13 protein-coding genes and 1 pseudogene are annotated in these 24,772 nt (G+C 65.2%); 7 read left to right on the top strand and 7 right to left on the bottom strand.

The genetic code is table 11. The features are described 5' to 3' along the window. Positions 1-64 precede the first annotated feature (64 nt). A complete protein-coding gene (recQ, locus tag FIV02_RS09430) occupies positions 65-2,197 on the bottom strand; it encodes a DNA helicase RecQ (RefSeq protein ID WP_047587487.1) in 2,133 nt (710 codons plus the stop codon). A 167-nt stretch (positions 2,198-2,364) separates the two neighbouring features. Between recQ and FIV02_RS09425 the strand changes: the two genes are divergently transcribed. The 4 genes from FIV02_RS09425 to lapD all read left to right on the top strand — a co-directional run bounded on the left by FIV02_RS09425 (position 2,365) and on the right by lapD (position 6,095). After that, entirely contained in the window at positions 2,365-2,949 is a 585-nt protein-coding gene (locus FIV02_RS09425) for a YecA family protein (RefSeq protein ID WP_152488458.1), read from the top strand. 37 nt (positions 2,950-2,986) lie between these two features. Beyond that, on the top strand, positions 2,987-3,385 hold the full coding sequence (locus tag FIV02_RS09420; protein WP_037054230.1) for a YbaN family protein: 399 nt from the start codon (positions 2,987-2,989) through the stop codon (positions 3,383-3,385). 72 nt (positions 3,386-3,457) lie between these two features. Continuing rightward, complete coding sequence (gene lapG / locus FIV02_RS09415) at positions 3,458-4,138, top strand: cysteine protease LapG (protein WP_047587481.1); 681 nt, start codon at positions 3,458-3,460, stop codon at positions 4,136-4,138. A 10-nt stretch (positions 4,139-4,148) separates the two neighbouring features. Continuing rightward, entirely contained in the window at positions 4,149-6,095 is a 1,947-nt protein-coding gene (gene lapD, locus FIV02_RS09410; RefSeq protein ID WP_152488457.1) for a cyclic di-GMP receptor LapD, read from the top strand. A gap of 60 nt (positions 6,096-6,155) precedes the next feature. Here lapD and FIV02_RS09405 read toward each other — a convergent pair whose 3' ends face one another. Together FIV02_RS09405 and FIV02_RS09400 are read right to left on the bottom strand one after the other, a co-directional pair. Further along, positions 6,156-6,497 (bottom strand): hypothetical protein, encoded by a 342-nt coding sequence (locus FIV02_RS09405; protein ID WP_037054237.1) that lies wholly within the window; start codon positions 6,495-6,497, stop codon positions 6,156-6,158. Positions 6,498-6,566: 69 nt separating this feature from the next. Then, positions 6,567-15,995 carry a retention module-containing protein gene (locus FIV02_RS09400; RefSeq protein WP_152494741.1) on the bottom strand — a complete coding sequence of 3,143 codons (9,429 nt, stop codon included), beginning with the start codon at positions 15,993-15,995 and terminating at the stop codon, positions 6,567-6,569. 447 nt (positions 15,996-16,442) lie between these two features. Here FIV02_RS09400 and FIV02_RS09395 point away from each other — a divergent pair, with 447 nt between their 5' ends. Genes FIV02_RS09395 through FIV02_RS09385 form a run of 3 tightly spaced genes read left to right on the top strand, consistent with a single transcriptional unit; the run spans position 16,443 to position 21,351 of the window. After that, entirely contained in the window at positions 16,443-17,798 is a 1,356-nt protein-coding gene (locus tag FIV02_RS09395) for a TolC family outer membrane protein (RefSeq protein ID WP_037053415.1), read from the top strand. 22 nt (positions 17,799-17,820) lie between these two features. Continuing rightward, positions 17,821-19,980 carry a type I secretion system permease/ATPase gene (locus FIV02_RS09390; RefSeq protein WP_134677990.1) on the top strand — a complete coding sequence of 720 codons (2,160 nt, stop codon included), beginning with the start codon at positions 17,821-17,823 and terminating at the stop codon, positions 19,978-19,980. Between the two features lie 12 nt (positions 19,981-19,992). Continuing rightward, complete coding sequence (locus FIV02_RS09385) at positions 19,993-21,351, top strand: HlyD family type I secretion periplasmic adaptor subunit (protein ID WP_047584828.1); 1,359 nt, start codon at positions 19,993-19,995, stop codon at positions 21,349-21,351. Positions 21,352-21,428: 77 nt separating this feature from the next. On the opposite strand, the gene FIV02_RS09380 is transcribed toward FIV02_RS09385, so the two are convergent. The 4 genes and pseudogenes from FIV02_RS09380 to FIV02_RS09370 form a co-directional block, all read right to left on the bottom strand. Then, on the bottom strand, positions 21,429-22,022 hold the full coding sequence (locus FIV02_RS09380) for a tRNA-uridine aminocarboxypropyltransferase (RefSeq protein WP_152488455.1): 594 nt from the start codon (positions 22,020-22,022) through the stop codon (positions 21,429-21,431). 72 nt (positions 22,023-22,094) lie between these two features. Next, positions 22,095-23,135 carry a methyl-accepting chemotaxis protein gene (locus FIV02_RS09375; RefSeq protein ID WP_371923276.1) on the bottom strand — a complete coding sequence of 347 codons (1,041 nt, stop codon included), beginning with the start codon at positions 23,133-23,135 and terminating at the stop codon, positions 22,095-22,097. Positions 23,136-23,378: 243 nt separating this feature from the next. Continuing rightward, positions 23,379-23,660 (bottom strand): annotated as a pseudogene (locus tag FIV02_RS25210) (PAS domain-containing protein); the annotation flags it as partial. A gap of 118 nt (positions 23,661-23,778) precedes the next feature. Further along, positions 23,779-24,672 carry a LysR family transcriptional regulator gene (locus tag FIV02_RS09370; RefSeq protein WP_037053424.1) on the bottom strand — a complete coding sequence of 298 codons (894 nt, stop codon included), beginning with the start codon at positions 24,670-24,672 and terminating at the stop codon, positions 23,779-23,781. Between the last annotated feature and the right edge of the window lie 100 nt (positions 24,673-24,772).

The following is a 24,772-nucleotide window of genomic DNA, read 5'->3' as shown; positions in this document are numbered from 1 at the left end:
TCGTCAGGCGGCCTGCCCCACACCTTAGCCGCGTCATCGTGATGCCGCCAGAAACAGCCAACCGCTAGAGTTCGAACTCGGCCTGCAGGGCCGCGCGCACGCAGTACAGCACCGCCTCGTCGACCCGCCCGGCGAACAGCGGCGCGATCTCACTGACCGCCGGCAACTCGCCCTCACCGTCGAGGAAACTCTCCTGGATCTCGCCCAGCAGCTCTTCCGGCAGGTCCAGCGCCTGCTCCAGACTCAGTTGCTGCTGCGCGATGGCTTCGGCGAGCAGGCTGTAGACATTCTTCTCGCTGCAATTGAGCTGGCCGGCGATCTGCGCCGGGGTCATGCCGGCGCGTGCCAGGCTGACCAGCTCGTGACGCAGGTCCGCGACCGGCGCCGGTGCCTCGTCCTGGGCGTTGCCAGCCAGCACTTCGAGGAAGGCCTGACCATAACGCTCCAGCTTGCGCGCGCCCACGCCGCTGACCTCGGCCATCTCGCTCAGCGAACCCGGCTGACTGCGCAGCATCTCCAGCAGGGTGGCGTCGGGGAAGATCACATAGGGCGGCACGCTGTGCTCCTCGGCCAGCTTGCGGCGCAGGCTGCGCAAGGCTTCCCACATCTCCCGCTCATGCCCCTGCACCAGCTGGCTGGCCGCACTGCTGGAGGCCTTGACCGCCTGCGCCGGCTTGGGTTCGCGACGCAGTTGCAGGGTAACCTCGCCTCGCAGCAGCGGCCGGCAGCTCTCGTCCAGGCGCAGGCCACCGAAGCCCTCGAGGTCGACATCGGCCAGGCCACGCGCGACCAGCTGGCGGAACAGGGTGCGCCACTCGACCTCGGAGAAGCCCTTGCCCACGCCGAACACCGCCAGGTGCTGATGACCGGAGGCGCGGATCTTCTCGTTGTCACGCCCCAGCAGGATGTCCACCAAGTGGCCGACGCCGTAGCGCTGGCCGCTGCGATAGATGGCCGACAGCGCCTGCCGCGCCGGCTCGGTGGCGTCCCAGGTTTCGACGCCGTCGATGCAGTTGTCGCAATGCCCGCAGGGCTGCTCCAGCACCTCGTCGAAATAGGCCAGCAGCGCCTGGCGCCGGCAGCGGGTCTCCTCGCAGAGGGCCAGCATGGCGTCGAGCTTGTGCTGCTCGATGCGTTTGTGGCGCTCGTCGCCCTCGGAGTTGTTGAGCATCTGCTTGAGGAAGATCACATCCTGCAGGCCGTAGGCCATCCAGGCATCGGCAGGCAGGCCGTCACGCCCGGCACGACCGGTTTCCTGGTAATAGGCTTCCAGCGACTTGGGCAGATCCAGGTGGCAGACGAAACGCACGTTGGGTTTGTCGATGCCCATGCCGAAGGCAATGGTGGCCACCATGATCAGGCCTTCTTCATTGAGGAAGCGCTTCTGGTGGTAGGCCCGCAGCTCGTTGGGCAAGCCCGCGTGATAAGGCAGCGCCGGGAAGCCCTGGCTGCTGAGGAAATCGGCGACCTCCTCGACCTTCTTGCGCGACAGGCAGTAGACGATGCCGGCATCGCCCTTGCGCGCCGCCAGAAAGCCCAGCAACTGCTTGCGTGGCTGATCCTTGGGCTGGATGCGATAGAAGATGTTGGGCCGGTCGAAGCTGGAGAGAAAGCGCTCGGCATGCTCCAGGTGCAGGCGCTGGACGATCTCCTCGCGGGTACGCTTGTCCGCCGTGGCGGTCAGGGCGATGCGCGGCACCGCCGGGAACAGTTCGGCGAGCTGGCCGAGCTGCAGGTACTCCGGCCGGAAATCATGCCCCCACTGCGACACGCAGTGCGCCTCGTCGATGGCGAACAGGGCGATGTCGAGGCCCTGCAGGAAATTCAGCATCCGCGCCTGCACCAGGCGTTCCGGAGCCAGGTAGAGCATCTTGATCTGGCCACGGCGGATGCGATCGGCGATTTCGCGCTGCTCATCGGGGCTCAGCGTGGAGTTCAGCGCCACGGCCGCCACACCCAGCTCATCCAGCGTCGCGACCTGGTCGTCCATCAACGCGATCAACGGCGACACCACCACGGCCAGGCCGTCGCGCATCAGCGCGGGAACCTGATAGCACAGCGACTTGCCGCCGCCCGTGGGCATCAGCACCAGGGCATCGCCGCCACCGGCCACGCGCTCGATGATCGCGGATTGATTGCCGCGAAAGGCGTCGTAGCCGAAAACGTCTTTGAGAATGCGCTGGGCGTGGTCGAGCATGAAGGCCTCCGAATGAAGCCGGCTATTATGCCGCACTCTTGCCGGTGACGGTTCCTCACCCCGTCCGAAGCCGTTCTTTTTCTACCCCCTCGGACTTGCCGCTATGGCCGCAAGGCCCCGTGTAGACTAGAATCCAGCCTCGTTTAATCCTTCAAGGTAGCCCCACGATGTCCTTCGCTGAGCAACTGTCCCGCCTGCAAGCCTTCCTCGATGCCGACGAGCTGCACGAAGAAGCGCTGGACTATGTGGCCGCCCATGGCTACCTCACCGCCCTGTCGATCTGCCCGGACCAGGTGCCCGAGCGCGAGTGGATCGACGCCCTGTTCGCCGAGCCGCCGCATTACCGCAGCGACGCCGAGCGCGAAGAGATCGAAAGCACCCTGGTTCACCTCAAGGCGCATATCGCCCGTCAGCTGGCTGGCGAGGAAGAACCCGAGCTGCCCTGCGACCTGGACCTGGGCGACGAGCCGGACGACTCCGACCTGCGCGGCTGGTGCATCGGTTTCATGGAAGGTGTGTTCCTGCGCGAAGCCGTATGGTTCGAGGACGCCGAAGACGAAGTCAGCGAGCTGCTGCTGCCGATCATGGTCGGCTCCGGCCTGTTCGACGAGCAGCAGGAATTCTCCGAGATCGCCCGTGACCGCGACCTGGTCGACAGCATGATCGACCAGATCCCGGAATTGCTCACCGCCCTGTTCCTGCTGTGCCAGGCACCGGAAGAAAAGCCGGCGCTGCTCAAGCCCCGCCACTGATTGGCCACGGCCGGGGTCAACCCGGCTGTTTCCGCCCATGCCACGTGATATCCAGCCCAGTCGCCACCGCAGCGTCCGTTACCTGTTGCTGGGCATCGGCTGGCTGAGCGTGGCCCTGGGCGTCATCGGCATCTTCCTGCCGGTACTGCCCACCACCCCGTTCCTGCTCCTGGCCGCGGCCTGCTTCGTGCGCAGCTCACGGCGCTTCTACATCTGGCTGGTCACTCATCGGCACCTCGGCCCCTGGATTCGCGACTACCTCGAAGGCCAGGGCATTCCGCTCAAGGGCAAGGTCTATGCCCTGCTGCTGATGTGGGCGAGCATCGCCCTCTCCTGCTACCTGGTGCCGCTGCCCTGGGCGCGTGCCTTCATGCTGACCAGCGCCGTGCTGGTCAGCCTGTACATCCTCAAGCAGAAAACCCTGCGCACCCGCTGACGGCGTCTGGCGGCCGGCAGATTGCCAGCCCATCGCCTAGACTTCCTCGATCAGACCCAGAGACCCGACCCCATGCGACGGCTACGCGTTCAGGGATGGCGGTGGCGGCTGCTGATCCTCTCGATCGGCGGCGGGTTGCTGGCCGGCCTGTCGCTGGCGGACTGGGATTTCGCGCTGATTCTCAAGAATGCCGAGAGTCGCTACGGTAGCCTCGGCCCGGCGCGCGAACGCATCCTCGACTGGGAGGCGTTGATCAAGAGCAGCGCGGCGCTGACCGAGGCCGACAAGCTCAACGAGGTCAATCGCTTCTTCAACCGCAAGTTCCGCTTCGTCGACGACATCAAGCTGTGGCGCGAGAACGACTACTGGGCCACGCCGGTCGAGGCGCTGGTCAAGGGTGCCGGTGACTGCGAGGACTACTCCCTGGCCAAGTACTTCACCCTGCGCCGACTCGGCATTCCCAGCGAGAAGCTGCGCATCACCTACGTCAAGGCCCTGAACTACAACCAGGCGCACATGGTGCTGACCTACTACGCCAGCCCGACGGCCGAGCCGCTGGTGCTCGACAACCTGATCAACGACATCCGTCCCGCGTCTCAGCGCAAGGACCTGCTCCCGGTGTACGCCTTCAACGCCGAAGGGCTCTACCTGCCGGGTTCGAACGCCCGCAAGAGCGACTCGAAGAAGCTCTCGCGCTGGCAGGACGTCCTGAAAAAAATGCGTGCCGAGGGCTTCGCCGTGGGCGAAGGCTAGGAGGAAAGACATGTCTCTACTCAAGCAACTGTTCCTGGCCATCTGCCTGTTTCTCGTGGTGGCCTTCACCGGCAGCTTCGTGGCCAGCGTCGAGACCTCGCGCGAGCAACTGCTCAGCCAGCTGCGCTCGCACGCCCAGGACGCCGCCACCGCCCTGGGGCTGTCGATGGCACCGCATGTCGACGACCCGGCGATGCTCGAGCTGATGGTCAGTTCGATCTTCGACAGCGGTTATTTCGCCAGCATCCGCGTGGTCGACATCGCCGACGGCAAGGTGGTGGTCGAACGCAGCAACGACGCCCGGCCGGAGAACGTTCCGGGCTGGTTCATCGACCTGGTGAACCTGCAACCCGAGGGCGGCGATGCGCTGATCATGCGCGGCTGGGAGCAGGCCGCGCGGGTCGAGGTGCTCAGTCATCCGCAGTTCGCCCTGGCCAGGCTCTGGGACAGTGCCATCGGCAGCCTGCTCTGGCTGCTGCTCTGCGGCCTGGTCAGTGCCATCCTCGGCGGCTGGCTGCTGCGCACGCAGCTGCGTCCGCTGGACAACATGGTGCGTCAGGCACAGGCCATCACCCGTCGGGAGTTCCTCACCCTGCCACGGGTACCACGCACGCCGGAGCTCAAGCGCGTGGTACTGGCGATGAACCAGATGGTCGACAAGCTGAAGACGCTGTTCGCCGAGGAAGCCGCGCGCAGCGAGAAGCTGCGGGCCGAGGCCTACCAGGACAGCCTCACCGGGCTGGCCAACCGCCGCCAGTTCGATATCCGCCTGAACAATCAGCTGGTGCAGAGCGAACAGAACGCCGAGGGTTACCTGCTGCTGCTGCGCGTTAACGACCTCGCCGGCCTCAACCAGCGCCTGGGCGGACAACGCACCGACGCCCTGATCGAGGCACTGGGCGAACAACTGCGCAACCTGCTGAGCGCCCCGGGGCGCAGCAAGTGGCTGGCATCGCGCAACCGTGGCGGCGAGTTCACCCTGCTCGCCCCGGGCCTGAGCGGCGACGATGCGGACCACCTGGCGAACGAGATCAGCGACGCGCTGCACAGCCTGAAGCAGACCGGTGCCAGCGACTGCGAGCCGGTCGCGCACCTGGGCATCGCCGCCTTTCGCCCCGGCGAGCAGGCCACTGCGGTCCTCGGCCGCGCCGATCAGGCCCTGGCCCAGGCGCAGAGCCACACGGACAGATGCTGGGCACGCCTGGACGACTTCACGGCGCAGAGCAACCAGGGCCTGCACGACTGGCGCGGCTGGATCGACGACGCGCTGAACCAGGGCAAGCTGCAGCTGTATTTCCAGCCGGTAGCCGAATGCCACGGCGGCACGGTGATGCAGTACAAGGTACTGGCGCGCCTGCTCGACGCGCAGGGCGAGGCGGTCACTGCCGGCCGCTTCCTGCCCTGGATCGAGCGCCTGGGCTGGTCCACGCGCTTCGACCTGGCGATGCTCGAACACAGCCTGCAGCACCTGGCGCGACATCCCAGACCGCTGGCCCTGAGCCTGTCTGCGGCCACGCTGCGCAACGCCACGGACAAGGCCCGCCTGCTGGAAGTCCTCGCCCGTCATGCCGAGCTGGCGCACCTGATGACGCTGGAGATCGACGAACACTATCTGCCACCGCCTGCCGAGCTGGAGGCCCTGAGCCAGAGCATTCGGGGGCTTGGTTTCAACCTGGGGCTGCAGCACTTCGGTGGTCGTTTCAGCCTGATCGGCAACCTGACGCACCTGGGCCTGGCCTACCTGAAGATCGACGGCACCTACATCCGGGCCATCGATCAGGAAAGCGACAAGCGGCTGTTCATCGAAGCCATCTATCGCGCGACCAACAGCATCGACCTGCCATTGATCGCCGAGATGGTGGAAACACAGGGAGAGCTCGCGGTGCTGGCGGAACTTGGCATCCACGGGGCCATGGGCCGACTGATCGGTGCGCCCACACCCTGGAGCGATCGCTAGAGACCGGCGGCAGCGGCATGGCCCTCGTGTGCTGCGGGGCAGGCGCTGCAGTGCCGGGAATCAGACCAGATGGTGCTCGTCGTCGCCGAGCAGGCCGCTGAGACCTTCGATCTCGGCACGGGCGATGGCACGCTGGTCGAGCTTCTGGCGCGCCGCTTCAGGCAGGTCCGTGTAGCGAATGACACCGCGCTCCACCAGCACGCTGACGACGTCCTCGAGTACCCGCACCAGCTCCAGGTCGGATTGTTTCAGGCTATCCAGGCGGGCCTTGACCTCCTCCTTGGCGGCCAGCCAGTTGTGCAGTTCTTCGCTTTCGACTGCCAGGTTTTCCGTCATGCCCTCGAAGGGTTCGTATTCGACTCGCAGCAAACGCCCGGCGGCGTCACGCTGTACATAGACCATGCCTGCTCTCTCCCGGCCAAAAAAAACCCGCTACCTGAAAAGGTAGCGGGTCGATCATATAAGTGAAGGTCAGACCGTATCTACATTTAAAGTACCGTCATTGAGCATGGCCAGGATCACGCTACCGGTATCCCCCCCGGCACCGTATCCACCCACGCCGCTGTCACCCAGCAGGTTGACGTCCTGCAACACGATGGTCTGATCCGGGCTGCTGAAGTCGCCCGTGCCCATGGCACTGATCTTGATCGTCGTATCCCAGGCCGAAGTCCCCTGGCCGGGCAGCTCACTGGAGGTGATCTGCAGGTAGTCGAGCAGGTTGCCGATATCGCCGGAGGAGCCATTCTCGCCGACCAGCAGGTCGGAGAGATCCAGGCGATCACCGTCGCCCCCCGCGTTGAAGTTGCGCACGAAGTTGAGCACCGTATCGATACCCGTGTCGCCGTTGAGCCAGACGAAGGAGTCCTGGCCACTGCTGTTGACCAACGACCCACCGCTCATGGTGTCGTTGCCGCGACCGCCGATCAGCACATCGTTACCGCCGCCACCGTACAGCGTGTCGTTGCCCAACAGGCCGCCGAGCACGTTGTCCTGGTTGCCGCCAACGAGAGTGTCGTTGAAGTTCGAACCGATCAGGTTCTCGATACTGCTCAACTGATCACCCGAGGCCCAGCCACTCACGCTACCGCCACTGGCGTTGCCGGAGTTGTTCAGCGTGATGTTCACCCCACTGGTGGCATCGATGTAGCTGGCCGTGTCATTGCCATCGCCACCGTTGAGCGTGTCGCTGCCCGTACCGCCCACCAGGATGTCGTTTCCGTCACCGCCATTGAGCGTGTCACTGCCGCCATTGCCGATCAGGATGTCGTCACCACTGTTGCCGTTGAGAGTCCTGCCGCTGTCGCCATCGATGAGTATCTCGTCGAGGAAATCACCGTCCAGCGAACCGCTGGTGTCGACATCGAGGATCGTCACCTTGGCCTGTGCAGTCTGGCCTCCGGCCTGGCTCTGGTAGACGAAGGACTCACCATCGCTGGCCGACGACACCGCGACCGAGGAACTGCCGTGAACTGCCGTCAGGCCTGCAGTCGAGACGATGCTGGTGATCGCCTGGATCGAGCTGTTGGGCCCACCGTCATTGGCCAGCAGGGCCCAGTCCGGGATGTCGAAGCTGTTGCTGCGTGCGATCACATAGTCATCGCGCGCCACCATCGGGCCGTCCGCCGGATCGACCGTGATGGTCAGGTTCGCCAGGCCGCTCTGGTCGCCATCGTTGTCGATCAGGATGAAGCCGACCTGCTGGGTGGTGCCGCTACCCACGTTGGCGGCAGACACATAGCTGTACTCGCCCGTCGCCATGTTCACCGAGAGCATCGCCCCGGCGGCCAAGACCAGATTCAGGGTCATGCCATTGACCACACTGCCGTCCGAACCGGTGATGGTCGGGTTGACACCGACATTGAAGGTGTAGGTCACGCCATTGACCACCACCGACTTGACCCGCCCGCCATCGGCACCGAAGCCATTGACGCCGTCGGTCAGATTGCCGCTGATCGGTGTCGCCTGCGCGGTCTGGACCAGAACATCTTCCAGATCGGCGAAGTCGTTCACCGCGATGGCATTGGTGTTGCTCCCTGAAGTGCCATCGTAGGCGATCGGATCGAGCTGATCGTTGTTGCTGTAGTTGCCGGGGGGGTTGTCATTGACCTCTGCCGCCGGTCCCATGCCCAGGGCGTAGGACTGGATGTGCTGGGCATTGAGGAAGTCGATCCATTCGGCCTCCTCGGCAGGGTTGATACCCGCGCTGCCATCCGGCTGGTTCGGCACACCGTCCGACAGGAAGTACGAGACGTTCTGCAGCGGCTCGCCCGGGTTGTCGGTGAGCGTCAGCTTGCCAGCCGACTGCCAGGCACTCATCGCCGTGTCCAACGCGGCATCGTAGTTGGTCGTCGCACTGTTGGAGGATTCCGGGAAGCCGATCACCGCCGCCTTGGCAGCATCCACCGTCATCCAGGTGGTGCCGTAGGCAGCCGCGCCGCTGGCGAATGTCACCAACCTCACCTTCACGTCACCCATCGCCTCGTACTGCTCCAGCAGTTCGAGCACCGCCAGCTTGGCAGCCTCCAGGCGCGACAGACCGCCGAAGTCAGCGGAGCTGTTCATGCTGCCGGAAACGTCCAGCACCACCAGCAGGTTGGTGTTGACGTCGCCGGACGCCTCGCGGCTCTGGCTGAGGTTCTGGGCCAGCGGCGAGTCGTCATCCACGGAGATTTCCAGCACACCCTCGGCTGGCGAACCATTGCCGTCGACCATCTGGTAGTCGAACTCGAAGTTCAGGTTGTTCTCCACGCTCCCGGAGCCCGGGGCCGGATGGTCCAGAGGCTCGAACAGCTGGAACTGGAAGCCACCCGTTGCCGGATTGGTGAGCGTCACGGTGAACACCGGCTGTCCGCTGCCTTCGATCTGCGCGGTCAGCACCTGGCCATTGCCACTGACCACATACTCGACCGTCTGACCACCCGAGGTGATGCTCGGCAGGTCGTCCGTCAGCCAGGTGAAGCTGCCGAAGCCATCGCCACCGTAGTCGTAGCCCAGACTGCCGGTCACCGTGGTGGCAGCCCCGGCATCGTCCTCGACGCCACCGATGATGCCGCCGGACAGCCCTTCCTCGTCGACCAGGTCGAACGCGTAGCCGCCAGTCGGCGTGTCATCGACGAAGCAGACATCGAGCTGCGTGCTCACCGTATCGTTGTCGCCGTCGACGACATCGATCTGGAAGGACAGGTCGAGGTCTGGAGGCAGGAATGTCTGCTCCAGGGTGATTTCCTGAATCCGATAGTCACCGTCATTGGAGCCGAAGGTCAGCTTGATGAAGCCATTCAACAGCGACGCTGCCGAACCGGTGGTGAAGTCGGAATCGGCCAGGTTGAAGCTGAACAGCGAGCTCTCGGAGCCCTGGCCGGTGTAGGTACCCGCCGCCACCAGGACGTCGTTGCTGTCATAGGCCTGCCAGAACAGCTCGTCACCGGAGGACAGCTTCTGCACATCCACCTCCGCCGAGTAGACGGTGGCGCTGAAGGTCATGTGCAGCTCTTCGCCGACGTCGATGAGGTTGTTGCCACCGACACCGACCCCCTGTGTGGACGGATTGACCAGGCCGTTACCCGTCAGGGTGACCGCAAGGCCCTCGCCGCTCTCCACGTAGAAGGACGGCTGCGGCTGCCCCGCAGAGATGCCCGTCAGGTTGAAGTCGGCGGTGGTGACCGGACGCGAATTGACGATCTCCAGCTGGTAGTTGTTGCCGTTGCCGAGCGCATCGGGGTCGTCATACACGGTGAGGATGAAGAACGTCTCACCGCTGGCGTCACCGACCGTTGCGGTCAGCGTCGTCACGCCGTTCAGCTTGACCACGGTATAGAACAGGCCATCCGCGGTCGGCCCGCCATTGGCGGAGAGGTCGAAGCCACCGCCGTCACTGCCGTAGTCGGCTTCGATGACACCTTGCGTGACGTAGCCGTTGACCTCCTCGACTTCGGCGCACTCAGGCGGAGTCACGGTCGGGCCATCGTCGTCGAAGCTCAGGATCGAGCCTTGTTCGTCAGCCAGCACCAGGGTTTCCGAGGCGGTGATCTGGTCGCCATCGCCATCGGTGCGCACCACTTCGTAGGTCAGGCCCAGGCTGGCACCGTCGTCACCGAGCAGCAGGTTCAGCGCTTCGTCTAACGTGGTGGTGGTGCCGTCATGGCGGATCGCTTCGTACAGGGTGGTCTGCAGTTGCGGATTGGTCGCCGGGTCGATGATTTCCAGGCGGAAGACCACGTGGCCGTCGCCGTCCACACCCACCACATCGTCACCGTCCATCTGCAGCACGATGGCGCCGCCATCGGTGGCTTCCAGGTTGGTGCTCAGCTCGCCGCCCGCCGGGATGCCGCTGAAGTACAGGCTGGTGCTGACGCTGCCGGCACCGTCCTGGCCATAGTCGCCACTGGCGGTGAACAGACTGACCAGGCCGCCACCGCCCAGCGCGGTGGTCGAGCGACCCAGGTAGCCGCCACCGTCATCGCCGTTGCCATCGGCCGTTTCACCCGGGGCTGCACGATCCACGCCCAGGGTTTCATCCACTTCCATCGCCAGCAGATCAGCCGAGGCCCCTTGGGCCAGGCCAACGTTCTGGGTCGGGCCATCGTCGTCGAAGCTCAGGATCGAGCCTTGTTCGTCAGCCAGTATCAGGGTTTCCGAGGCGGTGATCTGGTCGCCATCGCCATCGGTGCGTACCACTTCGTAGGTCAGGCCCAGGCTGGCACCGTCGTCACCGAGCAGCAGGTTCAGCGCTTCGTCGAACGTGGTGGTGGTGCCGTCATGGCGGATCGCTTCGTACAGGGTGGTCTGCAGTTGCGGATTGGTCGCCGGGTCGATGATTTCCAGGCGGAAGACCACGTGGCCGTCGCCGTCCACACCCACCACATCGTCACCGTCCATCTGCAGCACGATGGCGCCGCCATCGGTGGCTTCCAGGTTGGTGCTCAGCTCGCCACCCGCCGGGATGCCGCTGAAGTACAGGCTGGTGCTGACGCTGCCGGCACCGTCCTGGCCATAGTCACCACTGGCGGTGAACAGACTGACCAGGCCGCCACCGCCCAGCGCGGTGGTCGAGCGACCCAGGTAGCCGCCACCGTCATCGCCATTGCCATCGGCCGTTTCACCCGGGGCTGCACGATCCACGCCCAGGGTTTCATCCACTTCCATCGCCAGCAGATCAGCCGAGGCCCCTTGGGCCAGGCCAACGTTCTGGGTCGGGCCGTCGTCGTCGAAGGTCAGGATCGAGCCTTGTTCGTCAGCCAGTACCAGGGTTTCCGAGGCGGTGACCTGGTCGCCATCGCCATCGGTGCGTACCACTTCGTAGGTCAGGCCCAGGCTGGCACCGTCGTCACCGAGCAGCAGGTTCAGCGCTTCGTCGAACGTGGTGGTGGTGCCGTCATGGCGGATCGCTTCGTACAGGGTGGTCTGCAGTTGCGGACCGGTCGCCGAGTCGACGATTTCCAGGCGGAAGACCACGTGGCCGTCGCCGTCCACACCCACCACATCGTCACCATCCATCTGCAGCACGATGGCGCCGCCATCGGTGGCTTCCAGGTTGGTGCTCAGCTCGCCGCCCGCCGGGATGCCGCTGAAGTACAGGCTGGTGCTGACGCTGCCGGCACCGTCCTGGCCATAGTCACCACTGGCGGTGAACAGGCCGACCAGGCCGCCACCGCCCAGCGCGGTGGTCGAGCGACCCAGGTAGCCGCCACCGTCATCGCCATTGCCATCGGCCGTTTCACCCGGGGCTGCACGATCCACGCCCAGGGTTTCATCCACTTCCATCGCCAGCAGATCAGCCGAGGCCCCTTGGGCCAGGCCAACGTTCTGGGTCGGGCCGTCGTCGTCGAAGGTCAGGATCGAGCCTTGTTCGTCAGCCAGTACCAGGGTTTCCGAGGCGGTGACCTGGTCGCCATCGCCATCGGTGCGTACCACTTCGTAGGTCAGGCCCAGGCTGGCACCGTCGTCACCGAGCAGCAGGTTCAGCGCTTCGTCGAACGTGGTGGTGGTGCCGTCATGGCGGATCGCTTCGTACAGGGTGGTCTGCAGTTGCGGACCGGTCGCCGAGTCGACGATTTCCAGGCGGAAGACCACGTGGCCGTCGCCGTCCACACCCACCACATCGTCACCATCCATCTGCAGCACGATGGCGCCGCCATCGGTGGCTTCCAGGTTGGTGCTCAGCTCGCCACCCGCCGGGATGCCGCTGAAGTACAGGCTGGTGCTGACGCTGCCGGCACCGTCCTGGCCATAGTCACCACTGGCGGTGAACAGGCCGACCAGGCCACCACCGCCCAGCGCGGTGGTCGAGCGACCCAGGTAGCCGGCACCGTCATCGCCGTTGCCATCGGCCGTTTCGCCCGGGGCCGCACGATCCACGCCCAGGGTTTCATCCACTTCCATCGCCAGCAGATCAGCCGAGGCCCCTTGGGCCAGGCCAACGTTCTGGGTCGGGCCGTCGTCGTCGAAGGTCAGGATCGAGCCTTGTTCGTCAGCCAGTACCAGGGTTTCCGAGGCGGTGACCTGGTCGCCATCGCCATCGGTGCGTACCACTTCGTAGGTCAGGCCCAGGCTGGCACCGTCGTCACCGAGCAGCAGGTTCAGCGCTTCGTCGAACGTGGTGGTGGTGCCGTCATGGCGGATCGCTTCGTACAGGGTGGTCTGCAGTTGCGGACCGGTCGCCGAGTCGACGATTTCCAGGCGGAAGACCACGTGGCCGTCGCCGTCCACACCCACCACATCGTCACCATCCATCTGCAGCACGATGGCGCCGCCATCGGTGGCTTCCAGGTTGGTGCTCAGCTCGCCACCCGCCGGGATGCCGCTGAAGTACAGGCTGGTGCTGACGCTGCCGGCACCGTCCTGGCCATAGTCACCACTGGCGGTGAACAGGCCGACCAGGCCACCACCGCCCAGCGCGGTGGTCGAGCGACCCAGGTAGCCGGCACCGTCATCGCCGTTGCCATCGGCCGTTTCGCCCGGGGCCGCACGATCCACGCCCAGGGTTTCATCCACTTCCATCGCCAGCAGATCAGCCGAGGCCCCTTGGGCCAGGCCAACGTTCTGGGTCGGGCCGTCGTCGTCGAAGGTCAGGATCGAGCCTTGTTCGTCAGCCAGTACCAGGGTTTCCGAGGCGGTGACCTGGTCGCCATCGCCATCGGTGCGTACCACTTCGTAGGTCAGGCCCAGGCTGGCACCGTCGTCACCGAGCAGCAGGTTCAGCGCTTCGTCGAACGTGGTGGTGGTGCCGTCATGGCGGATCGCTTCGTACAGGGTGGTCTGCAGTTGCGGACCGGTCGCCGAGTCGACGATTTCCAGGCGGAAGACCACGTGGCCGTCGCCGTCCACACCCACCACATCGTCACCATCCATCTGCAGCACGATGGCGCCGCCATCGGTGGCTTCCAGGTTGGTGCTCAGCTCGCCACCCGCCGGGATGCCGCTGAAGTACAGGCTGGTGCTGACGCTGCCGGCACCGTCCTGGCCATAGTCACCACTGGCGGTGAACAGGCCGACCAGGCCGCCACCGCCCAGCGCGGTGGTCGAGCGACCCAGGTAGCCGGCACCGTCATCGCCATTGCCATCGGCCGTTTCACCCGGGGCTGCACGATCCACGCCCACGGTTTCATCCACTTCCATCGCCAGCAGATCAGCCGAGGCCCCTTGGGCCAGGCCAACGTTCTGGGTCGGGCCGTCGTCGTCGAAGGTCAGGATCGAGCCTTGTTCGTCAGCCAGTACCAGGGTTTCCGAGGCGGTGACCTGGTCGCCATCGCCATCGGTGCGTACCACTTCGTAGGTCAGGCCCAGGCTGGCACCGTCGTCACCGAGCAGCAGGTTCAGCGCTTCGTCGAACGTGGTGGTGGTGCCGTCATGGCGGATCGCTTCGTACAGGGTGGTCTGCAGTTGCGGACCGGTCGCCGAGTCGACGATTTCCAGGCGGAAGACCACGTGGCCGTCGCCGTCCACACCCACCACATCGTCACCATCCATCTGCAGCACGATGGCGCCGCCATCGGTGGCTTCCAGGTTGGTGCTCAGCTCGCCGCCCGCCGGGATGCCGCTGAAGTACAGGCTGGTGCTGACGCTGCCGGCACCGTCCTGGCCATAGTCACCACTGGCGGTGAACAGGCCGACCAGGCCGCCACCGCCCAGCGCGGTGGTCGAGCGACCCAGGTAGCCGGCACCGTCATCGCCATTGCCATCGGCCGTTTCACCCGGGGCTGCACGATCCACGCCCACGGTTTCATCCACTTCCATCGCCAGCAGATCAGCCGAGGCCCCTTGGGCCAGGCCAACGTTCTGGGTCGGGCCATCGTCGTCGAAGGTCAGGATCGAGCCTTGTTCGTCAGCCAGTACCAGGGTTTCCGAGGCGGTGACCTGGTCGCCATCGCCATCGGTGCGTACCACTTCGTAGGTCAGGCCCAGGCTGGCACCGTCGTCACCGAGCAGCAGGTTCAGCGCTTCGTCGAACGTGGTGGTGGTGCCGTCATGGCGGATCGCTTCGTACAGGGTGGTCTGCAGTTGCGGACCGGTCGCCGAGTCGACGATTTCCAGGCGGAAGACCACGTGGCCGTCGCCGTCCACACCCACCACATCGTCACCATCCATCTGCAGCACGATGGCGCCGCCATCGGTGGCTTCCAGGTTGGTGCTCAGCTCGCCACCCGCCGGGATGCCGGTGAAGTAGAAGTTCTCGGTCAGGCTGCCAGGACCATCCTGGCCGTAGCCACCACCAACGGTGAACAGACTGACCAGGCCGCCACCACCCAGCGCGGTGGTCGCACGGCCCAGGTAGCCGGCGCCATCATCGTCGTTGCCATCGGCCGTTTCACCCGGAGCTTCGCGGTCGACACCCACGGTCTCATCCAGCTGCAGGTTAAGGCCCCGGCCCTCCATCTCTTCGTTGAGCCCGACGGTCAGCGTCGGGCTGTCATCGTCCACCAGAATGCTCAGGCTGCCCGTCGCCGGGGTGCCGTTGCCGTCGGTGATGGTGTAGTTGAACAGGTAGACGATGTCGTTCTCGTCGCTCCCCCCTTCCTCCGGTGCCGCATGGTCCAGTGCGGCCAGCAGGTCGAACTGGTAAGAGCCGGTCGCCAGGTCAGTGACCTGAGCGACGAATACCACGGTAGCCCCGGCGAAAGCCGTGAGCGTCAGGCCGTCTGCACTCACTTCATAGGTGAGCGGAACCCCGCCCGAGCTGATGCCCATCGCAGCCAGACCGGCAGTGGACCAGACGAACGCGCCAGGGCCGTCGGGGCCAAAGCTGTAACCCAGCACACCTGTGACCTGGGTGGCCTCACCATCCAGGTCGTTCACGCCGCCGACGATGCCGTCGGGCAGGCCTTCTTCATCCACCTGGTTGGAGGCGGTGCCACCGGTGGGAATGCCATCGACTGCCGGGTCGGCCAGCGCAATGGGTTCGGCTTCGGGGAATTCAGGGCCGCTGTTGAGGCCCTCGGTTGGATAACCGATGACCGGATCGAGTGCGCCGCCCACTTCGGTCAGCAGCACGAAGGAGTTGCCACCGCCGGCACCACCCGCGCCACCTGCACCGGCACCCGGACCGGCGGCGGTCGCCTCGCCCTGCAGGGTCGGGTCATCGCCAGCCTCGATCGCGGCCTGCAAGCGCTCGACGTCGGTCAGGTCATCGTCGGTGGGAGGCTGTGGCGCCTCGACCACCGGTGCCTGGGTTTCACCCCGGTACGCGAGCATCTGTGCGTCGAGCGTGATGCTGCTATCGCGGCCAAGGGTCAGTTGCTGACCGTTGGTCATGGAGACTGCCACGGCGCCGGTTGCTCCGGTCACCAGTTGCTCTCCTGCGTAGACGCGATCGCCCTCGCTGACAGGCCGGCGCGATCCGTCGCTCGCTACCGCGAAAACCTCGCCGACAACCTGACTGACGATACCGATGAGAGTAGCCATGATTCCATCCTCACTACAGCTGCCGACCACCGCCGACACGTACCTACCGAAAGGGTCAGAACACCTTTTCGAAGTCGGGGGACAAGCCCTGACAGCTGATTGAAATGGAACGGCGCAAAATCCAGAAAAACGCGACTGACAATAAAATGTCACCACAGCATGCGTCGAACTACTCCATCAGATGAATCCCCGATTTTTGATGCCTGACTGCTCACTGCAACTGCGCAACCCACGAAAAATGAGCACTTACGCAGCTAGCACCTTCAAACAATGTGCTGCTTTTCGCAGACTTCATAAGACTTTTTCCGAATAGGGGTTGTGAAAAAATCATCTTAGGTCCTCCGAAAGTTGTTCTTAGCTCTGATGTTACAAGCCTGAAACGGTTTGACAGGACAAAACGCCATTTTTATGGCGACAGGATAAGAACTTCAGTAAGGAGAAACGCCAATGCGCACCCTATCCCCTCTATGGAGCGCCATGCTTTTGGCGACGGTCTGCAGTCAGGCATACGCCATGAACCTCACGGAAGCGATCCAGAGCACGCTAGACAACCATCCGGAGATTCACGCCGCGACCAACAGCCGCCTGGCATCGGATGAGGATGTGAAATTCGCCAAGGGTGGCTACCTGCCGACCGTCGATCTGCTGGTCGGCTACGGCCGGCAGAACACCGACAGCCCCAGCACCCGTGACCTGGGCGACCACAACACGGAAACCCTCAACTACCGCAACGCGGAGCTGCGCCTGCGGCAGATGCTGTTCGACGGTTTCAACACGCCCAATGAAGTCGCCCGTACCGAGGCCGTGGTCAACTCCCGCGCCTATCGCTTGCTGGGCACCTCCGAAAGCCTCGCCCTGCGTACCGTCGAGGTCTACCTGGATGTGCTGATGCGCCGCGAGATGGTCTCCCTGGCGCGCAACAACCTGCAGGCGCACCAGCGCATCAACGACCAGATCGGGCTGCGCAGCCGTCAGGGTGTCGGCAGCACCGCCGACCTCGACCAGTCCGAAGCCCGTCTGGCTCTGGCGCAGAACAACCTCTATACCGAGGAGGTCAACCTGGCCGACGCCGAAGCCAACTTCTTCAGCGCGGTCGGTCGTCTGCCGGATCAGCTAGAGTCGCCCGCCACGATCAAGGGCAACATGCCGGAAGACCTGCTCGCAGCCCGGCAGACGGTGATGGACAACAACCCCTTCCTGAAATCGGCACAAGCCGACGTCCAGGCTGCCGAGAAGCAGTACGAAGTCGCCAAGTCGCCGTTCTACCCGCGCTTCGACGTGGAGCTGGCCACCTCGGCCGACGACAACGTGCAGGGTGACGAAGGCCACTACAGCACCTGGCGGGCCGCCGTGGTGATGAATTACAACCTGTTCAACGGCATGCGCGACAAGGCCCGCCTGCAATCCGCCGCGCACCAGATCAACGAGTCGATGGACATTCGCAACAACGCGCTGCGGGTGCTCAACGAGAACCTCTCGCTGGCCTGGAACGCCATGGAAAACGCGCGCCTGCAAACCCCCAAGGCACGTGACTATGCCGATTACACCGCACGTGTGCGCGAGGCCTATCAACAGCAGTTCAGCCTGGGGCAGCGCACCTTGCTCGACCTGCTCGACAGCGAGAACGAACTGTTCACGGCCAACCGCCGCTACACGGAAGTGCGCTATGGCGAAGAGTTCTCGATGTATCGCGTCGTTGCAGCGATGGGTGATCTGCTGCGTCAGCAGCAGGTCGTGGTCCCGGCGGAAGCGGTAGCCCTCACCGAGGTGAAGAGCGAGGCGCGCCTGCCAGAAATGAAGTAAGCCGTAGCGGCAGGAGTAGTAGATGACCACCATGGAACGGCCAGGACCGGCCAGCGATCCGCGGCTCAGCCACGATGATCCCCTGCTCGATGGCCTGCTGATTCTCTGCAGGCTGCATGGCTGCTCCGTCAGCCGCGGCACACTGAGTGCAGGCTTGCCCCTGCCGGAACAGCGCCTGAGTGCCGACCTGCTGCCGCGCGCTGCGGCGCGGGCCGGCCTGCAGGGGCGTCTGCTGCAGCGCAAGCTGGCCAGCATCTCGCCGCTCAGCCTGCCGGTGCTGCTGTTGCTCAAGGACGGCCGCAGCGCCGTGCTGCGCCAGTGGGGGCCGAAGCAGCAGGCGCAGATCCTGCCCTGCGAGACGGATGGCGGCGAACAGTGGGTCAGCCGCGAACAGCTGGCCGCCGAGTACAGCGGCCAGGCGTTCTTCGCCCGCCCACGGCATGAGCTGGAAGAAGCCCGCACTCCGCTGGTGCCGCGCATCGAGGCCTGGTTCCGCGACACCCTGAAGCTGTCACGCTGGCTCTATACGGACGCCGTGCTGGCCAGTCTGCTGATCAACCTGCTGGGCCTGATGGTGCCGCTGTTCGTCATGCAGACCTACGATCGCGTGGTGCCCAACCAGGCCACCGCGACGCTCTGGGTCCTGGCCATCGGCCTGTTGATCGGCACCGGCTTCGAGCTGTTGCTCAAGGTGTTGCGCGCCCACCTGCTGGACACGGCGGGCAAGAAGACCGACGTGGTGCTCTCGGCCACCCTGTTCGAGCGCATCACCGGCATGTCGATGAAAGCCAGGCCGGCTACCGTCGGCGGCTTCGCCCAGAGCATCCACGACTTCCAGGGGCTGCGCGACTTCCTCACCGCCGTGACGCTGACCAGCCTGATCGACCTGCCCTTCTCCCTGCTGATGCTGCTGGTGATCGGCCTGATCGGCGGCCCCCTGGTATTCATCCCGATGCTGGCGTTCCCGCTGACCGCGCTGTTCGCCTTCATCATCCAGGCGCGCCTGCGCGACACGGTGCAGAAGAGCCTGCAACTCGGCTCGCAGCGCCAGGCGCTGCTGATCGAGACCCTGGGCGGCCTGGAGATGCTCAAGGCCTGCAGCGCCGAGAGCGAACGCCAGCATCAGTGGGAGCAGACCCACGGCGCCCTCACCCGTCTGGACGCTCACGCCAAGTTCCTCGCCGCGCTGGCCACCAACGGTACGCTGTTCCTGCAACAGTTCGCCGGCATGGCCACCATAGTTGGCGGGGTGTACCTGATCATCGCCGGCAACCTCAGCGTCGGTGCGCTGGTGGCCTGCTACATGCTCGGCAGTCGTATTCTCTCGCCGCTGGGGCAGATCGCCGGACTGATCACCCGCTACCAGCAGGCGCGCCTGACCATGACCAGCACCGACGCGCTGATGGCCCTGCCGCAGGAACGCCAGGAGAAGCAGCGCCCGCTGGACCGCACCCAGCTCAAGGGGGCACTGGAGCTGCGCCAGATCAGCTTCACCTACCCGGGGCAGAGTGCGCCGGCCCTGAACAACGTCAGCCTGCGCCTCGGCGCCGGCGAGCGCCTCGGCATCATCGGCCGCAGCGGTTCGGGCAAGAGCACCCTCGCCCGTCTGCTGATGGCCTTCTATAGCGCGGACGAGGGGCAGATCCTCCTGGACAACCTCGACCTGCGCCAGCTCGATGTCGCCGACCTGCGCCACCAGATCGGCTACGTGTCCCATGACCTGCCGCTGCTGGCTGGCAGCCTGCGTGACAACCTGACCCTGGGCGCGCGCTACGTCGACGATTCGCGCATGCTCGAAGTGGCGGAGCTGACCGGCGTGGTCGAACTCGCCCGCCAGCATCCCCAGGGCTTCGACCGCCCCGTCGGCGAGCGCGGGCAATTGCTCTCCGGCGGCCAGCGCCAGGCGGTGCTGCTGGCTCGCGCCCTGCTCCTCGACCCGCCGATCCTGGTGCTGGACGAGCCCACCAGCGCCATGGACAACACCAGCGAAGACCTGCTGCGCCAGCGTCTGCAGCCCTATGTGCAGGGCAAGACGCTGATCATCATCACCCACCGTGCCTCCATGCTCAGCCTGGTCGAACGCCTCGCGGTCCTGGACAACGGCCGGGTCGTGGCGGATGGACCGAAGGAGTCGGTGATCGAAGCCCTGCGCAAGGGCCGCGTCGGCCCGGCCAGCCTGTAGGAGCGACCCGCAATGCAAGCGACGCAGAATCTCGGCAACTACCTCGGCAGCCTGCGCGAAAAGCGCCAGGACACCGAGTTCATGCCGGAAGTGGAAGGCGCCATTCTCGAGGACTCACCCTGGCTGACGCGGCTCACCGTGTGGTCGGTCTGCGCCTGCCTGCTGGCGGCACTGGTGTGGGCACACTTCGCCGTGCTGGAGGAAGTCACCACCGGCCAGGGCAAGGCCATCCCGTCGAGCAAGGTGCAGGTGATCCAGAACCTGGAAGGCGGCATCGTCAGCGAGATATTCGTCCGCGAAGGCCAGGTGGTGAACAAGGGCGACACGCTGCTGCGCCTCGATGACACCCGGTTTCTCTCCAACCAGGGCGAGACCGAAGCCGACCGCCTGGCCCTGATCGCACGCATCGAACGCCTCACCGCCGAAGCCGAGGGCCGCGCCCCGGCACTGCCGGAAGAGGTCAGCCGCGACGCTCCGCAGCTCGCCGAGGACGAACTGGCGCTGTACCGCTCGCGCCAGCAGCGCCTGGAGAGCGAGCAGCGCACGCTCGGCGAGCAGTACCGGCAGAAGGAGCAGGAGCTTGCCGAGTTCCGCTCCAAGGCCCAGCAGTACCGCTCCAGCCTGGGCCTGCTGCAACAGGAACTGAACATGTCGCAGCCACTGGTGGCCTCGGGCGCCATCTCGCAGGTCGAGCTGCTGCGCCTGCGCCGCAGCCTGGTGGAACAACGTGGCGCCCTGGAAGCGACCAACCTGGCCATTCCACGTGCCGAAGCGGCCATGGCGGAGATCAAGAGCAAGATGCAGGAGTCGCAGCTGGCCTTTCGCGCCGAGGCGTTCAAGGAGCTCAACGAGGTGCGCACCGAGCTGCAGAAGATCAATGCCACCAGCGTCGCGATCCAGGACAAGGTCACCCGCACCACGGTGACCTCACCGGTGCGCGGGGTGATCAAGCAGCTCAAGGTCAACACCATCGGCGGCGTGGTGCAGCCCGGTAGCGACATGCTGGAGATCGTGCCGCTGGACGACAGCCTGCTGATCGAGGCCAAGGTACGGCCGCAGGATGTCGCCTTTCTCCATCCGGGGCAGAAGGCCATGGTCAAGTTCACGGCCTACGACTACACCATCTACGGCGGGCTCAAGGCCAACCTGGAGCTGATCAGCGCCGACACCATCACCGACGAGGAAGGCAACAGCTTCTACCTGATCCAGGTGCGTACCGAGAAGAGCCACCTGGGCAGCGACGAGAACCCGCTGCTGATCATCCCCGGCATGGTCGCCAGTGTGGACATCATCACCGGCGAGAAAAGCGTGCTGGCCTACCTGCTCAAACCGGTGCTGAAGGCCCGCTCCGAAGCCATGCGCGAGCGCTGAGCCCCACATTCACGTAGCCCGGATGCAATCCGGGGCCGACCCCCGACAGCATCCGAACGCCGGCTAACCGCTCAGGCCTAACGCAGATGGTTGCGGGTAAAGACCTCCTCGCCCATCGCGGCGATCTGCCCGTCGATCAGCGCATCGAAGGGCTTCAGCAGCGCCTCGAAACGCTGCGGTGCCTCCAGCGCATCCAGCGCCGCGACGATCGCCTCCACGGTCGACAACGCCCCCTCTCCCGGAGCCTTACGCAGGCGATAGCGTGACGGCGCGACGCTGCCCAGGCTCACCCGTGGCAAGCCGGCCAGCAGCGGATTGAGGTGCAGCAGCTTGCGTGCCTTGCGCCAGGTGCCGTCGGGCACCACCAGCAGCAGCGGCTGCTCAGCGGGTGCATAGGCGGTCAGCGCCACGGCATCGTCGCCGGGAAACAGCAGGCAGGCCCGGTAACCGGGCTGTGCCAGCCACTGCGGCAGATCGTCGAAGACTTCCCCCACGCGCAGTTCGGCATTGGCCAGGCCGAGTGCCGCCAGGCGTGCAGTGTTGAGGGCGTGGCCAGCCTCGCTCGGGTGCTGCAGGATGAGCACGCGCGTACGGCTGTCGAGATCAGGAATCAGCGCGCACAGGCAATGGCCGAGCGGGCGCTGGCAGCGGGAGCAGGTTGGACGGGGCATGCCGCGCAGTGTGCCATGAACGCCACGCGCCGCGCAGCCCGGATGCATACCGGGCTGCACGCGACCTCTCGCTCAGCGGTTGAAGCGCTCCGCCAGGCTGTGCAGGTAGTCGGCCATCTGCTCCAGCTCGAGGCTGATGGATGCGCCCTGGTGGGCCTGACCGGCGCTGTGATCCGACAGCTGCGCGATCCGCGTGATCTGCCGGCTGATGTCGTCGGCGACGTGGCTCTGTTGCTCGGACGCGGCGGCCATCTGCTGACTCATCCCGGTGATGCGCGTGACGGCGGAGCTGATGCCCTCCAGCGCATCGCGCACCGACTCCACGCTCTGCACGCTGCCACGGGAAATGTCCTCGCCCTTGCCCGCCGTCACCACCGCGCGCTCGGCTCCCGCACGCAAGTCGGAAATGATCTGGTGAATCTGCTCGGTGGACTCCCGCGTGCGCGAGGCCAGCGAACGCACCTCATCGGCCACCACGGCGAACCCGCGCCCCTGCTCCCCGGCCCGGGCCGCCTCGATGGCCGCGTTGAGCGCCAGCAGGTTGGTCTGTTCGGCGATCGACGTGATCACATCGGCCACGCTGCCAATGGACTGAGTGGAGTTGGCCAGTTCGTTGACCGCCTGACCGATATCGCTCACCGCCTTGGCCATCTGGCGCATGGACTCCAGGCTCCCCACCGCCAGATCACGCCCCTCGCGCGCCAGGCGATCGGCCTCCTCGGCGGCATGCGAGGTGCTCTGCACGTTGTGCGCGACCTCCTGGATGGTCGCGGCCATCTGGTTGATGGCGGTCGCCGACTGATCCGTCTCGGCCCGCTGCTGGTCGAGCAGCTGCGAGCTGGAGCGCGACAGTTCGGCCGACTGCGACGCCCGCTTCTTGACGTTCACCCCGGCGTCTTCCAGCCGCGTGAGCGCCGTCTGCAGGCGCGCTTCCTCGCTGATCATCGCCATGTCCAGCAACGCCTGGGCACCGCGGTTGTCGCTGTAGGTCAGCGCCACCAGGGCACTGGTGAAGGCCTTGGGATGCTCGGCCAGCGTGCGCCGGATCAACTGCCGCTTGCTGTACAGCTGATAGGCGCCGAGGGCGAACAGGGTGACGATGACGAAGCCCATCAGCCAGAAACCCGACAGTATCCAGTGGGCCGCCAACATCAGGGCCGCAGCCATGATCAGCGGCCAGGAACGCACCAGGTCGTAGGTCCAGTACTCGAGCGCGGAAACCGGCGGCTTGCCCGAGCGCAGACGGGCATAGAGCTTCTCCGCCCGGCGCTTCTGCATCTCGCTCGGCACCGAACGCACCGACTCGTAACCGGACACCCGACCGTTCTCGTAGATCGGCGTGACATAGGCACTGACCCAGTAGTAATCGCCGTTCTTCGCCCGATTCTTGACGATGCCCATCCACGGCTTGCCCTGCTTGATGGTGTCCCACATGTGCCCGAAGACGCCTGGCGGCATGTCCGGATGGCGCACCAGGTTGTGCGGCTGACCGATCAGCTCCTCCCGGGTGAAACCGCTGATCTCGACGAAGGCATCGTTGCAGTAGGTGATCTTGCTGCTGAGATCGGTCGTGAAAATCAGGCGTTCTTCAGCAGGGAAAGTTCTTTCCCGCTGGGTCACGGGTAGGTTCTGGCGCATCGAGGCATCCCTGTTCGAGTTGGAAGTTGGTACAGACGTATGAATAAGTACTAGCACAGCGAAATCCCTGCGCCAGGTGTGGTTTCTACGTCTTTCGGAGAATAGAGGCGACCCTGTTTCAGATCTGATTCAGTTGCGTCTTCAACAGATCACGAAACGTCTGGATCAGCGGCTCACGCGTACGACCCCGGCGCAGGATCAGCGAGAAAGGTGCCTGATAACCGAAGGTCGCCGGTGACAGAACCCGCAGCTGGTTCTGCTCGACCCAGTGCTGGGCATAGTGCTCCGGCAGGTAGCCGATATAGGCCCCGGACAGCACCAGGATCAGCTGCGCCTCCATCGACTCCACCGTCGCGGCACTGTGCTTGAAGCCATGCCGCGCCAGCTCGGCCTGGCTCCAGTAGCCACGGCCCACCATGCGCTGCTGGGTGATCAGCTCCACCGGAATGCGCCGCTGACCGAACAGCGCATGCCGTTCGCTGCAGTACAGCCAGTGCTGCTCGCGGTACAGCGGCTGGTAGACCAGCCCGTTCATGCGTGTGGAGAAGGCGCCGATGGCCAGGTCGAGGCGGTTGTCCAGCACCGCCAGCTGCAGCTCGTAAGGGCTCATCACCGACAGGTGCAGGTGCACGCCTGGGTGCTCCTGGCTGTAGGCCCCGATCACCTCGGCCAGCGGCAGTGCCGGATCGCTGACGGTGGAGTCCAGCACGCCGAGATTGAGGGTACCGCGCAGCTCGCCCTTGAGCGCCGCCGAGTAGCGTTCGAACCCCTCCAGCTCCCCGAGCAGGCGCAAGGTCTCCTGATGGAACAACTCGCCCTTGCTGGTCAGGCTGAAACCACCACGCCCTCGATGGCAGAGCACGATGCCCAGCTGACTTTCCAGCTGACTCATGTAAGTGCTGATGGCCGACGTGGAGAGATTCAGCTCCTGCTGCGCCGCAGCGAAGCCCTGGTGACGGACCACGGCGACGAAGATCTTCAGCAGTTTCAGGTCGGGCAAGGCGAAGGACATGGGCGGCTACGGCAGTCGGTGGGCGGACAGTGTAGCGCCCTGCGCCGTCCAGACACATCCGCGATGACAGCCCATTAGTTCAGCGATTGCTGAACTGATT

It is taken from the genome of Pseudomonas sp. THAF187a (assembly GCF_009363395.1).
Taxonomy (GTDB): Bacteria; Pseudomonadota; Gammaproteobacteria; order Pseudomonadales; family Pseudomonadaceae; genus Aquipseudomonas; species Aquipseudomonas khazarica.
The sequence above is the reverse complement of the archived record's forward strand: the minus strand, read 5'-3'. Positions and strand labels throughout refer to the sequence as shown.

Bases quoted from the DNA above. Each gene is read 5' to 3' on its own strand.
- recQ (WP_047587487.1), bottom strand. From the start codon at position 2,197: ATGCTCGACCACGCCCAGCGCATTCTCAAAGACGTTTTCGGCTACGAC.
- FIV02_RS09425 (WP_152488458.1), top strand. From the start codon at position 2,365: ATGTCCTTCGCTGAGCAACTGTCCCGCCTGCAAGCCTTCCTCGATGCC.
- FIV02_RS09420 (WP_037054230.1), top strand. From the start codon at position 2,987: ATGCCACGTGATATCCAGCCCAGTCGCCACCGCAGCGTCCGTTACCTG.
- lapG (WP_047587481.1), top strand. From the start codon at position 3,458: ATGCGACGGCTACGCGTTCAGGGATGGCGGTGGCGGCTGCTGATCCTC.
- lapD (WP_152488457.1), top strand. From the start codon at position 4,149: ATGTCTCTACTCAAGCAACTGTTCCTGGCCATCTGCCTGTTTCTCGTG.
- FIV02_RS09405 (WP_037054237.1), bottom strand. From the start codon at position 6,497: ATGGTCTATGTACAGCGTGACGCCGCCGGGCGTTTGCTGCGAGTCGAA.
- FIV02_RS09400 (WP_152494741.1), bottom strand. From the start codon at position 15,995: ATGGCTACTCTCATCGGTATCGTCAGTCAGGTTGTCGGCGAGGTTTTC.
- FIV02_RS09395 (WP_037053415.1), top strand. From the start codon at position 16,443: ATGCGCACCCTATCCCCTCTATGGAGCGCCATGCTTTTGGCGACGGTC.
- FIV02_RS09390 (WP_134677990.1), top strand. From the start codon at position 17,821: ATGACCACCATGGAACGGCCAGGACCGGCCAGCGATCCGCGGCTCAGC.
- FIV02_RS09385 (WP_047584828.1), top strand. From the start codon at position 19,993: ATGCAAGCGACGCAGAATCTCGGCAACTACCTCGGCAGCCTGCGCGAA.
- FIV02_RS09380 (WP_152488455.1), bottom strand. From the start codon at position 22,022: ATGCCCCGTCCAACCTGCTCCCGCTGCCAGCGCCCGCTCGGCCATTGC.
- FIV02_RS09375 (WP_371923276.1), bottom strand. From the start codon at position 23,135: ATGGGCTTCGTCATCGTCACCCTGTTCGCCCTCGGCGCCTATCAGCTG.
- FIV02_RS09370 (WP_037053424.1), bottom strand. From the start codon at position 24,672: ATGTCCTTCGCCTTGCCCGACCTGAAACTGCTGAAGATCTTCGTCGCC.